This window comes from Mesorhizobium escarrei (genome assembly GCF_935825525.1).
Lineage (GTDB): Bacteria > Pseudomonadota > Alphaproteobacteria > Rhizobiales > Rhizobiaceae > Mesorhizobium > Mesorhizobium escarrei.
The window spans coordinates 106,694-120,347 of the sequence record NZ_CAKXZT010000152.1 but is presented as its reverse complement, the minus strand read 5'-3'; the positions used below and the strand labels follow the sequence as shown (position 1 = coordinate 120,347).

Annotated in this window: 12 protein-coding genes and 1 pseudogene; 11 read left to right on the top strand and 2 right to left on the bottom strand. The window is 57.5% G+C overall.

Going from position 1 to position 13,654, the window contains the following annotated elements; genetic code table 11:
* Positions 1–288: 288 nt before the first annotated feature.
* Positions 289–564, bottom strand: a complete 276-nt coding sequence (locus NMG80_RS27820; protein WP_254021066.1) for a hypothetical protein — start codon at positions 562–564, stop codon at positions 289–291.
* A 227-nt stretch (positions 565–791) separates the two neighbouring features.
* On the opposite strand from NMG80_RS27820, the gene NMG80_RS27815 reads away from it, so the two are divergent.
* The 11 genes and pseudogenes from NMG80_RS27815 (at position 792) to NMG80_RS27765 (ending at position 13,100) form a co-directional block, all read left to right on the top strand.
* Positions 792–1,934, top strand: a complete 1,143-nt coding sequence (locus NMG80_RS27815; RefSeq protein WP_254021065.1) for a helix-turn-helix domain-containing protein — start codon at positions 792–794, stop codon at positions 1,932–1,934.
* Between the two features lie 258 nt (positions 1,935–2,192).
* Positions 2,193–3,935, top strand: coding sequence for a putative bifunctional diguanylate cyclase/phosphodiesterase (locus NMG80_RS27810; RefSeq protein WP_436798697.1), 1,743 nt, complete (start codon positions 2,193–2,195; stop codon positions 3,933–3,935).
* Positions 3,936–4,111: 176 nt separating this feature from the next.
* Positions 4,112–4,630 (top strand): ubiquinone biosynthesis methyltransferase UbiE, encoded by a 519-nt coding sequence (locus NMG80_RS27805; protein WP_436798703.1) that lies wholly within the window; start codon positions 4,112–4,114, stop codon positions 4,628–4,630.
* Positions 4,627–5,805, top strand: a complete 1,179-nt coding sequence (locus tag NMG80_RS27800) for a class I SAM-dependent methyltransferase (protein ID WP_254021063.1) — start codon at positions 4,627–4,629, stop codon at positions 5,803–5,805. Before NMG80_RS27805 ends, NMG80_RS27800 begins: the two co-directional genes overlap by 4 nt.
* Entirely contained in the window at positions 5,802–8,186 is a 2,385-nt protein-coding gene (locus NMG80_RS27795) for a SpoIIE family protein phosphatase (protein WP_254021062.1), read from the top strand. The genes NMG80_RS27800 and NMG80_RS27795 overlap by 4 nt, the downstream gene beginning before the upstream one ends.
* Before the next feature lie 2 nt (positions 8,187–8,188).
* Positions 8,189–8,749 (top strand): slr1658 superfamily regulator, encoded by a 561-nt coding sequence (locus tag NMG80_RS27790; RefSeq protein ID WP_254021061.1) that lies wholly within the window; start codon positions 8,189–8,191, stop codon positions 8,747–8,749.
* 18 nt (positions 8,750–8,767) lie between these two features.
* Positions 8,768–9,106, top strand: coding sequence for a slr1659 superfamily regulator (locus NMG80_RS27785; protein WP_254021060.1), 339 nt, complete (start codon positions 8,768–8,770; stop codon positions 9,104–9,106).
* A 397-nt stretch (positions 9,107–9,503) separates the two neighbouring features.
* Positions 9,504–10,091, top strand: a complete 588-nt coding sequence (locus tag NMG80_RS27780) for an ATP-dependent DNA ligase (protein ID WP_254021059.1) — start codon at positions 9,504–9,506, stop codon at positions 10,089–10,091.
* A 162-nt stretch (positions 10,092–10,253) separates the two neighbouring features.
* Positions 10,254–10,460, top strand: a pseudogene (locus NMG80_RS27775) (DUF3072 domain-containing protein); the annotation flags it as partial.
* A gap of 224 nt (positions 10,461–10,684) precedes the next feature.
* A complete protein-coding gene (locus NMG80_RS27770; RefSeq protein ID WP_254021152.1) occupies positions 10,685–12,145 on the top strand; it encodes a phospholipase D-like domain-containing protein in 1,461 nt (486 codons plus the stop codon).
* 154 nt (positions 12,146–12,299) lie between these two features.
* The gene (locus NMG80_RS27765) at positions 12,300–13,100 is read left to right on the top strand and encodes an endonuclease/exonuclease/phosphatase family protein (protein WP_254021151.1); all 801 of its coding nucleotides are present in this window, start codon (positions 12,300–12,302) and stop codon (positions 13,098–13,100) included.
* 56 nt (positions 13,101–13,156) lie between these two features.
* On the opposite strand, the gene NMG80_RS27760 is transcribed toward NMG80_RS27765, so the two are convergent.
* Positions 13,157–13,411: a hypothetical protein gene (locus NMG80_RS27760; RefSeq protein ID WP_254021058.1), complete on the bottom strand. Its 255-nt coding sequence runs from the start codon at positions 13,409–13,411 to the stop codon at positions 13,157–13,159.
* Between the last annotated feature and the right edge of the window lie 243 nt (positions 13,412–13,654).

The following is a 13,654-nucleotide window of genomic DNA, read 5'->3' as shown; positions in this document are numbered from 1 at the left end:
TCGCGCTCCTTGGTAGTAATGTTTCGGAAGATTGCGACAATCGCCACCGCTAAGGCCTCGGCATCCCGGCTTGAAGAGTCAATGTGTTCATCTGCGCAAACCTGATCGAACACGCGTTCGCAAAGAGCCAGATCATGAGGGCTGAGGCAGGTGCGATTGGAACGCCGACGCAGCATCTGTGCGAACCTTTCAGGGCCCGTTACCCGTGTTTGCGGCGGGCTTTTTTTGCCGATGAACCGCTGAGGCGTGTATTTGAATAAGTCTACTCGCTGACCGGTGATTGGTCTTTCAATAGTCCCAAATCAGCGCGCACTCGCGAGCTCTATACTGTCCAGCAATCATAAGTTGTCGGTAATCTCGCAGTTTTTGTTCGGGGACATGAAATCCGCGCCGAAATTCCGCCGCCTCTTTCGGAGTTCGAGTGCAACCGAGTTTACTGGCGGTGACTTTCAAACTCGCCAGTGAGCATCCGACCTTGGCTGCAATATCTTTCAAAGGTTCGTTATTAAAATATCCATCAAGAATTATCTTGCGACGAGCTTCAGCTTTTAGCTTTGCGTTCATTTCGTTGTCTTCTCAACTACGCTTTCACCGTGCCAGACTCTATACGCGCCAGGTTGAAGAGTGTCGTTATCGTCGCATCCAGAAACTTATCTCGGAATGCATTTCTTGCTGTAACCAAGCGTGATGGCTCTGTGGACTCGTGTTCCGCTAGTCTTGCCAGATGCCTGTGATACACCACATGATTGCGGTGGAGATGGGCATACCAGAATCGGATACGGCACTACGCGATGGACGCTAAGAGGCAGGACAAGGCGCTTGCGAGGCAGGCGCTTGAGCGCGATCGACGTCGTTGGCCGCGCGAAGCTCAACCTGACAATGAGGCTGCCCCGTCACTTGCACCGGCGCTCGAACCTTTGCGCTTTTCGACGCTCGAACTGGCGCCAGAGGATCAATTCGTCGCCTGGCAGGCGCATATGGCTCCGCTTGTCGAGATCAAGTTGCCGGATGACAAATCGCTCGACGATGGCTTTGCCGCCGACCACACGGCTTGGAACTTCGGCGGCATGCTGATCGTTCAACAGCGCGCACCAGCTCATGGTTATATGCGTTCTGCTGCGAAGCTTCGGTCCAGCTCGATCGATCACTGGTATATCGCTTTACCGCATACTGGCCGGTCGTGGACGGAGGTCGATCGCCGCGTAGCGGAAAACCAGCCGGGCAAATTGGAGATTCGATCGCTTGGCTACCCGTTTCGCGGGAGGGCAACGGAATCCCAAAGTCTCTTTCTCTATTTGCCGCGCGATTTGTTCGCCGATGCGGCGGCAACCCTGGACGCAAAGAATAATTCAATTCTGTCCGGCAACTTTGCCGACCTTTTGCTCGACTACCTCTACAGCATCGAAGCAAGACTGCGCAGTCTCACGGCTGATGATCTGCCCCGCATCGTGCACGCAACACGCAGCATGATCATTGCCTGCCTCTCGCCCCCGGCGGAACATGCCGCGGCCACCGAACAATTGATGAGTGTCGCGCTGATGGAGCGAGCCCGTCGATACGTCCACAACAATCTGGATGCGGCTCATCTGACGCCGGATTCAATGTGCCGGGCGCTCGGCGTCTCGCGCTCTCGTCTTTATCAGTTGTTCGAACCGAGCGGTGGTGTTCTCCACTACATACAAAGTCGCCGGCTTCTGGCAGCCCATGTTGCGCTTAGCGATCCGTCGGACAGCCGGCGCATTGTCAATATTGCCGAAGCCGTCGGGTTTAGTTCAGCGGCTAATTTCAGCCGAGCCTTCAGCAAGGAATTCGGTTACAGCCCCCGCGAAGTCCGAAGCTCCGTGGTGTTGCCGCGCCCCGCCCACTCTGTTTCGCATGCCGGACACGAGGAGGCCTCTTCCTTTGAACATTGGCTCAAAGCGCTCGGAAGCTGAGTACAGGATCGCGCATGGTTGAAGTGGGGCGGGCTCAAAACAGGGGCGGGGAAGATCAGCCGCCTCATGGACCATAGCCAATTCCCGATTTATTAAGCAACTGTTCATCGATATCGCTGCCAATCACAGCGGAGCATACACTGCAGCTAGGCAGCATGAGACGCTTGTTGAGACTGCGAGTTGTATGTTTGCCAAGCTTGACAGTTATGCTAATTCGGGGTGGGGGACGTGGATTCTCATCGCCTATGGAGGTGGCTATTGCAGCCGGAGGCATCAGGCGTCGGCACTGAAAGTGAGGGGCCTTCCTCAAGCGATGCACCACGTCCCGGCGAAGCGCTGCTCGCTGACCTTTTGGCGAACACGACCGAACTGTTGTCGTTCTATGATCGCGACTTCTGTCTGACGCACTACGCAACCAAGCTCAAAGGCGTATACGGAGGCGCGGTGGTGCCGGGTGCCGCCGTTTGGGAGATCTACCCGAGCTTCCTCGATGCCAGGTATCGCGACGAATTTCTTCGTGTGTTCCGCGGCGGCTCACCGGCAAGCATCGATTTGCCGCGATCATCGGGCGAAGCGCCGCGGTCCGCTTTCGTTTTCGCGACCGCAAATGGTGTGGGAATCATTGAATCACGCGGGCGCGATGGCCGGAGCGTAGTGGAGGAGCAAGAGCATGTAATTCTGCTCCATCAGGCGACGCACGACGTGCTGACCGGACTGCAGAATCGGCGGCGATTCGGCGAGCGACTGCAGCAGGCAATGGCGGCCCTCGGCGTATCAAAGCCGAAAGCCGCCCTTCTGCAAATCGACCTCGACGATTTCAAAGCGGTCAACGACACGCTCGGCCATGGAGCAGGCGACACTCTTCTTCAACTCGCGGCGGGTCGTATTCGCGACGCGCTGCAGGACGGCGAATCCGCATACCGGTATGCCGGCGATGAGTTCGCTGTCATCCAATTGGGAAAGGAGCAGCCGGCAGAGGCTGAGCGCCTCGCCGGATCGCTGGTCGACGCGTTCAAGAAACCGTTCGTCATTAACGGGATTCCCGTCTTCGTCGGCTCGAGTATCGGAATTGCTTTCGGGCCGGAGCACGGGACCGATGGCGAACAGTTGATGAAAGCCGCTGACATTGCCCTTTATGCGGCCAAGACAGATGGACGTGGCTGCGCTCGAACATTCAACCGCTCGATGCTGCTCTTGCTCGAGCAACGCGAGAATCTGAGGCGCAGCCTTCGAACCGCGCTGGAGCGGGGCGAGCTTTATCTGGAATATCAGCCGCTCATCCGGCCTCCCTCGTCGGTGATGGGTTTCGAAGCGCTGCTGCGGTGGCGGCACCCCGAGGTCGGAACCATTCCACCCAACGTGTTCATACCGATCGCCGAAGCCGACGGTCTGATGGACGAGATTGGACGATGGGTGCTCGAGGAAGCCTGTCGCCAGGCATTGACGTGGCCTTCCTCGCTGACAGTCGCAGTGAACCTGTCGCCGGCTCAGTTCCTTAGCGGTTCACTGACGGATACAGTCGCTCAGATCATCGACGCAGTTGGAATCGAAGCCGACAGACTTGAACTTGAGATAACCGAGACGGTCCTGCTTGAAAAGACGATCGACAATATCGACACGTTGAACACTCTGAACGTTTTGGGAATACGAATTTCGCTCGACGATTTTGGAACATACTACTCATCGTTAAGCTACCTTAAAAACTTTCCCTTCGATACTTTGAAGATAGATCGGTACTTTATTGCGGACCTGGAAACCGATCTCAAAAGCCAAACGATCGTGCGATCGATCATGACTCTGGCGCACGGCCTGGGGATAAATGTCACTGCCGAGGGGGTCGAGACGTCGGCACAGGCACGGTGGCTGATCAAGGAGAATTGCGATTGCCTGCAAGGCAACTTCCTGGGAAAGCCGCTTGGAGCCGAGGCGATCAACGATTTCATCAGGCGGTCCCCGCTGAGGGTGGTACGGGCGATGGAGGAATCAAATCGGGCGCTCTAGCGCCTTGCACCCTTTGTTAACGATGAAGTGGAGATTTGTAGAACGATCGAAGCAGATACCGCGCAATTCTTCGAGTTGGTACGAGACTGACTCATCACGGGCGCGTAAAAAACTTTTCGTCGCGGAGGCCATCACCCCGCGAGGGCTCAACACTGATGGAAGAAGTGAGGATGCCGATGGGAACTGTTCATCATGACCTGGCTGAGCCGACTTTTGAGCCGATGATTCAGATCGACATGGAAATCAAAGCTTTTGTCTCCGCGTGGAAACATTGCGACTATGTCTCGACGTACATGGCCCGGATGATCAGCCAAAACAGGTCAGACTCGGTCCGGCATTCAAATCTCTTTTCTTCCGCCTTTAACGAATTGCTGGAAGTCGCCTTTCGTACGCGCCATGCCGACGGCGAATTGGCATGCAGGGTGTCTCGCCATGGCGCGACGGACAGGATCGAGTTGACATTCCCGTGCGTGCCAGAGGAGCGTCAATTCTACGAACAAGCCGTGTCGCTGGTCGCAGGATCCGAGGTCCGGGAGCGATATCTCAATTCGGTATCCGGGGATCTCGCCCCGAGCCGGGAGGTGGTTCTTTTGGAACTGGCCATCGACTACAACGCGACTCTCAGGGTCGAGGAAGCCGACGGTGATGCGATCAAGCTTGTCGTGGATCTCCCGCTCGAGGGCTTGCAAAATTGAACCCTTACGACCTTCTCCCTCGTTTCAAGGCGCAATACGACGCCAACAATCAGGAGTTCTCCATATCGGGGGTGGTCCGACCTCAGGCAATCGATGAACTTGGACCCAGCATAGCATTGCTTCGCGATGCGATCGGCCGTGTGCGCGGCGTTCTCTACGTCAATGTCAGGCGCCTGACGCAGATGAACAATGCTGCGTTTCACAGCTTTTCGAGGATTATCATTGACGCTTGTCGGGCTCGACCCGATCTCAAATTCGTCGTCATCACGTCAAGCGTTGTCGGATGGACCTCGCGAAAATTCGGTCGCCTGAGCGGAATCGAACCGAACATCATCGTCGAGGAGTATGACACCGAATTTTATCCGGGGCAGGGCTTCCTCGAGGAAGGCGGGTTCGTGCCGATCCTGCGCACACAAACAAAGATGACCTGGCGCCACGAGCGCGCAATCTTGCCCCGACACGGCATGAGGCCCGGGATCGTGATGGCCGACATATGCTGCGGTATAGGTGATTTCGCCGTGCTCGTGCAGAAGGAGTTCCAGCCATCGCGGATCGTCGCCCTCGACCACTCCAGGTCGAGCCTCGCCTATGCGCGAAACGTGGCTGCGGAGTTCGACATCAAGGGCATCGAGTACACTTATGGTGATGCATCAGAAATGCTGCTCGAGGAAAATCAGTTCGACCTCGTCACGTGCCGCCATTCGCTGCAGGTGTTCAACAAGCCCGAACTGATCCTCAGGGAACTGTTTCGCATCTGCAAGCCGGGCGGACGTGTCTACATCACCAATGAAAAAAATTCGCACTGCCTGGGCGAACCACGCGCCGACAGCATCCAGTGGACCTATAACGAGGTCGCCAAGCTGTGGGCGCACTTCCAGATGGATATTGAGCTCGGCCCGAAGAGCAAACGCTACCTGACCGAAGCGGGGCTCGAAGACATTCGGGTCGAGTCCTTCATGGTCACCAACCACGACGGCGATCCACAGGACTTCGCGGACGTCATAGCGGCATGGGAGAATGTTTATGCAGGCGAGATGGCTACCAAGCGAGGTGACACACCGGCGTTTATCAGGCGGTTCCGACAGGGCTTCCAGGACCACATCTTCGCTGCGCTCCACTCCAAGGGCTATGCCGGCTGGCCGATCTGGGTTGCATCGGGACGCAAGCCGCTATGACCGATTTGGATGCAACACCGCCCAGACCCTGGCCTGTCCTCCGGCTTAACAGCTTCCGCGCTAAATTCTTGATCGTTGTGGGTGGGGCGGTGCTGTTCGACCTCCTCGTCGGCGGCGGCGTCGCACTGTGGAATGTGAACCGGCTTTCCCGGGACGCGACGCACCAGATCGAGAGCGGCCTCACCAAGGCAAGCCAGGAATATCTCCAGAACTATATCGCGACGACGGCGCTGCGCGCCGATCTCCTGTTCGGCCGCATGCACTCCGAGGTGACCGCACTTGCAGCCTCCATGCAGAGACTAATAGATCATCCGGAAGCAAAAGATGCGATCGGCAAGGCGTTGGCGAAGAACCCATATTTTAATGCGCCGCTTGCATATGACGCCACGGGAAACTGGGTACAGACCCGGCAAGGGTCACCTTCGGTCATGAGTGTCTGGGGATATCTCCTCTCCGCTGATCACCAACCAAAGCCCGAAATTCTCCGCGACATTCAGGAGAGTGCGATCTTCGATATTTTTGGCACAAGCCAGATGTCAACTGGCGCCAAGAAGCTGCAGGTCTACTACGTAGGGCCGAAGGCAGGGCCGATCATGCGCACGATTCCTTATTCCGATCAGGCGCAGACCTTCGACAAGCTTTATCCAGGCCACGACAAAGCGAATTTTTGGGATTTCTTCTTTCCTGGCGTCTATGAAGGCTGGGAAGGCTGGATCAGGGAGCCCGATTCGCGCCCCGTAAAGGGCAACGACATCACTGCGACTGCTCCTTATATCGACGCGATTACCGGCAAGCTCATAGTGAGCTTCTTCCACCCACTTTGGACGAAAGACCGCAGTAATGTCGCCGGCATGGTCGCTGCCGACGTTACGCTCGATCAACTCGCTGACATCGTCGAAAGCGTGAAGGTCGCCGATACGGGCTTCGGTTTTCTCACCATGTCGAACGGCAATGTGCTCGCGATCAAGCCTGAAGGCGAGAAAATGCTCGGGCTCAAGATCGCAAGTGGTGCGGCAGGTCAAGGCGTTACCGGCCTCGATCGCTCGCTCAAAAAGAGTACGCACGCGACCGTCGCAGCGCTCGAACTTCCCGCCGACGACAAGACAGTCATTAAGCATATTTCGATTGAGGAAAACGGCAAAGCCCAACCGTACATCGTCGCACTTCGCCGACTAAACCCAGTCAATCTCTGGAATAGTACGGGGTCCATCACGGCCGAAACTCTGATGCTTGGCTTCGTCGTCCCCGAACGGGAAATTTATGCTTCCCTCCTTGCAGCGCAGCAGAGCATTTCCAGCGCAACCAACCGGATCCTGATCACCCAGATCATCGCAGTTATCGTTTCGCTTCTGATCGTCTTTGCGGCTGTCTTCGGAATTTCAAAGCGGATCACTGCCGGCCTCAGTGCGCTTGCCGGGGCCGCCAAACGGTTGCAGGCGAAAGACTATTCAGTCCGGGTAAGCATTCCGACGCGCGACGAGGTTGGAGCGGTGGGGGTCGCTTTCAACCGGATGGCTGAGCAGATCAGCTTTCACACGGAAAACCTCGAGCAGCTCGTCGACGAACGAACCAGGGAGCTCGGGGACGCCAACCAGGAGATTTCGGCACTCAACGAAAAGCTGCGAGACGAGAACGTCCGCCTTGGTGCCGAACTCGCGGTTGCCAGGCAGATCCAGATGATGGTCCTGCCGAAACAATTCGAACTCGAAGCGATTCCGGGGCTGGAGATCGCAGCCTACATGCGGCCGGCCGATGAGGTCGGCGGCGACTATTACGACGTCCTGCAGAACGGGTCACGGGTTAAGATCGGCATCGGCGACGTGACCGGTCATGGTCTTGAGAGCGGCGTGCTGATGCTGATGGTCCAATCCGTTGCACGCGCGCTGCAGGAGACCGACGAAGCGAATCCGCACCAGTTTCTGGATCGGCTGAACAGAGCGATCTACAAGAACATCGAGCGGACGAACACCGACAAGCATCTCTCGCTGGCCTTTCTTGACTTCGAAGATGAGCGGGTAACGCTATCCGGCCAGCATGAGGACGTTCTTGTCGTGCGTGCGGATGGGGAAGTCGAACGTATCGATACGATTGATCTGGGTCTGCCGGTTGGCCTGGAGAATGACATCTCGAAGTTCATTGCCACGCGTGACATCCTGTTCGGAAGCGGCGACGTGATCGTGCTGCACACCGACGGTGTGACCGAGGCGGAAAACCACGAAAGAAAGTTGTTCGGGTTCGAGCGCCTCAGCCAGAGCGTACAAAGACGTCACGGCAGCAGCGCCGAGGACATCAAGACTGGGATCATCGACGATCTGATGGCCCATATCGGGATCCAGAAGATCCACGATGACATCACCCTCGTGATCATAAGGCACACATAGCAATGACAACGCTGTTCGGTACCCCTGATATTGCGATCGGGATGAAGGAGAGCGTCAGTCGCGTGCGGCTGTTCGACGGACCTCTCGATTTGAGTTGGCGTCATTGTGCCACGACCTCGGACTTCATCGCCGATGTTTTCGCGTTGCGCTTCCGGTCGTCCCGCAATGATTACATGGAAGTGCGGCACAGCATCGGATATCTGGTCAATGAGCTCATCGAAAATGCCGTCAAGTTTCGTGCACCGGGCGAGATCCTGATCGAGGCGTCGATGGATTCGGAGTGCTTCAAGCTCAAGGTGTCGAATGACGTCGATGGTAAAATTGCGCCTGGGTTCCAAAACCTCCTGGCGGACATCACGGCTGGCGACCCAGTGGACCTGCTGATACAGCGAATTGAGCTGAATGCCGCGAACCCCGAGGTGACAGGCTCCGGACTCGGATTGCTGACGTTGATGAGCGACTACGGCGCACGCCTGGCTTGGATATTCAGCGCCGCCGACGAATGCGATCGGATTTGCGTGGAGACATATGCCTCTATTCCGATCTCGCAAATTCACAACTAAATGAAACGAAGCCAGGCTATGGAAATCAAGACAGACGACTACCGCGTGTGGACTGAAGGAAGCGAAATTTTCTTCGACGGTGCAATGCGGCTTGCCAGTTCCGACGCCGGTGCGCCTATCACGGCGTTGGCGGCCAGTGTTCTTGCCTCGAATCCCGCTTCAATTACGCTCAATCTGAAGGACCTTCACTTCCTCAACTCTTCCGGCATCAACCTGCTGGCGAAATTTACCATCGAGGTACGCAAGCATCCCGATGTTCGACTCGTCGTGCGTGGAACGCCCGACATACCCTGGCAGTCGAAATCATTGCCTAATCTGAAGAAGCTGCATCCCGCTGTGGTGCTTTTGATGGACTGACCAAGGTAGTCAGCAATCAGAGCAATTCCAGGAAAAGTGCGAACGGTTTTCCGTCCGGATTGCAGTCAAAAAATAAAGAGATAGAGCGGTTCTGCGGTTCCGTGAAATGACGAACCGCTCTCGCCCGGATATCTCACTAACCAAGGGCTGCGTAGGCTGGCGGCGGACAGCAATAAGCCGGTCGGGAACGGTGCAAGAGCGCCGCGCCGAGCAAGATATGTACGCCAGGATAAGTATTAGGATGCAAAGCTAACGACAGATCGGCCTCGTGCGCAGATGCTTGCAATGGCTGGGCGGGGGCTTGGCGGGGGCTCGGCACAGGTGGCAGGCATCACGTTGGGGGATGTCGCGCTGCCTGTGCCGATTAGCCGCCGCTGCGCGGTCAAAGGTTGCGTCATTGAGTAAGCGTGCCAAGGTCAATGGCGGCCGACTGGAGTTTCTTCCGCCGCAGATCCCGGCTCGGGTCGAGCGGCCGCCTGAAGATGAGGGCTGGGTCCACGAGGCCAATCTCGACGGCTATCGAACCCAGATCATCATCGATAATGGCGGCGTGCGTCTTTACAGCAAGAACGGCCGTGACTGGACTACGAAATACTGGCCCATTGCACTAGCCGTCGATCTGCCATGCCGGACGGCCATTCTCGACGGCGAGGTCATTGTTCCCGGCGAGCAGGGCGCTTCCGATTGCCCTGCGCTGGAAGCCGCGATCTGGAACGAGCCGAGCCGGCTGGTGTTCGTCACTTTCGATATCCTCCATCTCGACGGCCGCGATCTAGGCTCCTTGCCGCTGCTGCAGCGCAAGCAGGCGCTATGGCAACTGCTCGAGCCTGGCAACGGCAAGATCCAATACGGTGAGCACTTCGAGGGCAGTGCGCTGGCACTCTTCCGCACCGTCGAGAAGATTGGGCTCAATGGAATTATCTCGAAGCGCGCCGACAGCCGCTACAGGAGCGGACTGTCGAACACATGGCTGAAGGCCAAATAATTCGAAGAAGCCGACTCCCGAGTTGGGGGTCTTTTATGAGCCAGGTACGGCTCCACTGGCCCTGATCGCTGCCCACGGGGCGTCCAGACGCGACACGCATACCAATCTGGCGGAACAAATCATGATCATTCTCATTGTGGTGATCATCAAGGGAGATTGATCATGGGTGACCGGCACAACCCAAAAATCGAGGCACCGGCAAATGTCGAAAAGGACCCGGAAGATTGGATCAGCGGAGATGATCCCATGACACCCGCACAAGCCTCCTATTTGAAAACTTTGGCCGAACAGGCCGACGACCCTGACGCCTATGCTGACGGCCTCAGCAAGGCGGAAGCCTCTAAACGCATTGATGCACTCCGTGGAGAAGTTAGGCCTGTAGTGCCCGCTTGTGGCTCCTGGTCTCCAGCGACGGGGGCCGTTCCATCGAACCAGGCAGCGGCTCTGTCCAGTTTGTTACCGTGGTCTGGAGGCTTGCGGTGCTCTGTACGACGAATTGGGTGACTGCGGCCAAAACTTGGTCAAGAAGCGCGAATCAACGCCGGGAATGAGCTGCATTGCGTTCTGCAACCGCTCGCTGGATAGTCCTGGCGATGTTGCAGACCTTAATGACTCATTGGCCCCAGATCCTCGCGATCATTCCGCTGGTGATGGCGGCCATCGGCATCGTCCACGCCATAATGACCAAGGAAGACGTCCGCGCCGCCACAGGTTGGGTCGGCGTGATGTTGCTGTCGCCATTCCTTGGCGCGATCATCTACGCCGTTGCCGGCATAAACCGCATCCGTCGTGCAACGATCAGCGCCATGCGGCCCGTTTCCAGCGGGGCGGCTTCCGCAAAACATGAGCGCAACATTGCCGCCGAGGAATTGATTGCCGAGCGGTACGGCCAACGCTTCACCGGCCTGAAGACATTGGGCGACAGAGTGGCCCGACGTGCCCTGACCTCGGGAAACGCGATTGCGATATTGGAGACAGGTGACGAGGCCTATGCCGCAATGTGCCGAGCGATTGACGGCGCTCAACGCACTATCCTTCTCGAGACCTACATCTTCGACAATGATGATGTCGGGCGGCTTTTCGTGGACTCTCTCGCCGGAGCCGTCCAGCGGGGTGTCAGCGTTCGCGTGCTGATTGATGCCGTCGGGGCGCGTTACTCCATCCCCAGCATTCTTGGGCGTCTGCGACAAGCAGGAATCACAGCAGCCCTCTTCAACGGCAACATTGTCATGGGCCTGCGTCTTCCCTACGCCAACCTCAGAACGCACCGCAAGATCCTGGTCGCCGATGGCACGATTGCGTTCACCGGCGGGATGAACATCCGAAAGGGATTCTCAGCCGAGTTCGCCGGCTCCTCCAGCGCGAGGGACACGCATTTTCAGGTCACCGGGCCGGTCGTAGCCGACCTTTTTTCGGTTGCCGCCGAAGATTGGCGCTTCGTGAGCGGCGAGGTTCTGAAAGGCGACACCTGGCGAGTGGCGACGCTTCCCGCGGCTCCCGGTCAACCGATGCTGGCGCGGGCGGTTGCATCCGGCCCGGATGCCAGCATCGAAACGAACCACAACTTGCTGATCGGGGCATTTTCCATCGCCCGCAAATCGATCCGCATTATGTCGCCCTATTTCCTGCCGGATCGGGAACTGATCAGCGCGCTGACGACCGCGGCCCGGCGAGGCGTCGAGATCGACATCGTGGTACCGGCGGTGAACAATCTCTTCCTTGTCGACCGGGCGATGACGGCGCAATTCGATCAGGTCCTGAAACACTATTGCCGCGTATGGCGCACGGAGGGCTCGTTCGATCATTCGAAGCTGCTGACGGTCGATGGAGTTTGGGCTTATATAGGATCCTCCAATCTTGATGCCCGGTCCCTGCGGCTGAATTTTGAGATTGATATAGAGGTTCTTGATGCAGGCTTTGCCGCGGAGATTGAAGCGCGGATCGGATCGGCAATTGCCTCCGCCGCGTCTGTAACGATCGAAACCTTGAGAGCCCGGCCATTCATCGTCCGCCTGTTCGACCGAGTGTTGTGGCTGGGATCGCCCTACCTTTAGAGGCTTTCTCGTTCTGCCGGGCGGAATTCGGGTGACGCAGCCATCGCTCCTTTTGAGCGCCGCATCTCGTCAGGGCAGGGAAGCAGCGATTGCAGATCCTATTTGAGTGAGACAAAGCTAAGTCTTGAAGGTAGTGAAGACGAGCAGCAGATTCATGCAAAGAACTGGACATAGCTTTCCTGCAAGTGTGCTCAAATCCATTCGCGACAGAAAAAAGCAGAAGGCGAAGGCTGCGCCGTCCGAAGGGACACGCCCCGCGGGGACCCTGGTCGCATCTTACAACGTTCACAAATGCGTGGGCGTCGACAGAAAGTTCGATCCCGAACGAATCGGTCGCGTCATCCGGGAAATCGGCCCGGATGTCATTGCGTTGCAGGAAGCGGACAATCGCTTTGGAGATCGTGCCGGCCTTCTGGATCTGCTGCGTCTCGAATTGGAAACGGGCCTGGTGCCGGTGCCGGTGTCCGGAAACGGCAAAGGGCACGGCTGGCACGGCAACGTTCTGCTTTTCAAACGGGGCATCGTTCGCAATGTCCATCAGATAAAGCTCCCGGGGCTGGAGCCGCGCGGAGCCCTGGTTGCCGAAATCGATCTGGACGAGAAACGAACTCTGCGCATTATCGCAGCCCATCTCGGCTTGCTGCGCCGATCGCGCTCCGAACAGGCCCGTGTCGTGCTCGAAATCATGAACAGACCGGACGAAAAACCAACACTGCTGCTCGGCGATTTGAACGAATGGCGACTTGGAAACCGTTCCGCGCTGAATGCGCTGCACACGACTTTCGGTCCCGCGCCGCCGGCGGTCCCCACCTTTCCATCGCGTCTTCCGCTGCTGTCGCTCGACCGGATCATGGCAAATCGACACGGAATGATCTCAACCGTCGAAGCCCATGACACGCCGCTTTCGCGGGTCGCCTCCGATCATCTGCCGCTTATAGGATTCGTTCGCCTGTGATGTAGCTGCCCAGCCCCATGGAAGGAGATCGGTTCAAAGGGAAGCTCTAGTCTAGACTAAGACCAGCAGAGCGGGGGCGGCCCAGCGGCCGGCTCAGCCACGTTGTCGGTGCCGTTCGGATCGATCTTCGTCAGTCGCTCTCTGGCATCGATCACGCGCCTTTGCTCGGCCCTTATTCGGCCGCACAACGCGAGATTAACGGCGACGCCGCCGTCCTCGTCCAGCAACTCATTCGCGCGCTTCAGGGAGTTCTCGGCTCGTTTTACTCCCTGTCTGGCCTTGGCCGCTTCGAGGCGATTAATTTCAAGCATTTTCCCGCGTCCTATGCGGTTGCGGTCCCTTCAATAGTAGTTAACCGGCGTCGATCCCGATTGTTCCGGCCGCGCCGGTGGCTATTTCCCGCTTATAAAAGAGTAGGGGATTGCCGCGCGAGAACGTTGCGCGCGTTCGACACCTGCCATTGGCGGAGGGAGTGTCCGCCTCCGCCTAATCCAAGGAGTTCCGATAACGTCCCGCTCGCCCGCTTGAACCCTTGCATTGCAAGGATTTGAGTT

Excerpts from the sequence above, each read along its gene's own strand:
- NMG80_RS27820 (WP_254021066.1), bottom strand. The coding sequence starts at position 564 with ATGAACGCAAAGCTAAAAGCTGAAGCTCGTCGCAAGATAATTCTTGAT.
- NMG80_RS27790 (WP_254021061.1), top strand. The coding sequence starts at position 8,189 with ATGACAACGCTGTTCGGTACCCCTGATATTGCGATCGGGATGAAGGAG.
- NMG80_RS27795 (WP_254021062.1), top strand. The coding sequence starts at position 5,802 with ATGACCGATTTGGATGCAACACCGCCCAGACCCTGGCCTGTCCTCCGG.
- NMG80_RS27805 (WP_436798703.1), top strand. The coding sequence starts at position 4,112 with ATGGGAACTGTTCATCATGACCTGGCTGAGCCGACTTTTGAGCCGATG.
- NMG80_RS27765 (WP_254021151.1), top strand. The coding sequence starts at position 12,300 with ATGCAAAGAACTGGACATAGCTTTCCTGCAAGTGTGCTCAAATCCATT.
- NMG80_RS27770 (WP_254021152.1), top strand. The coding sequence starts at position 10,685 with ATGTTGCAGACCTTAATGACTCATTGGCCCCAGATCCTCGCGATCATT.
- NMG80_RS27760 (WP_254021058.1), bottom strand. The coding sequence starts at position 13,411 with ATGCTTGAAATTAATCGCCTCGAAGCGGCCAAGGCCAGACAGGGAGTA.
- NMG80_RS27785 (WP_254021060.1), top strand. The coding sequence starts at position 8,768 with ATGGAAATCAAGACAGACGACTACCGCGTGTGGACTGAAGGAAGCGAA.
- NMG80_RS27815 (WP_254021065.1), top strand. The coding sequence starts at position 792 with ATGGACGCTAAGAGGCAGGACAAGGCGCTTGCGAGGCAGGCGCTTGAG.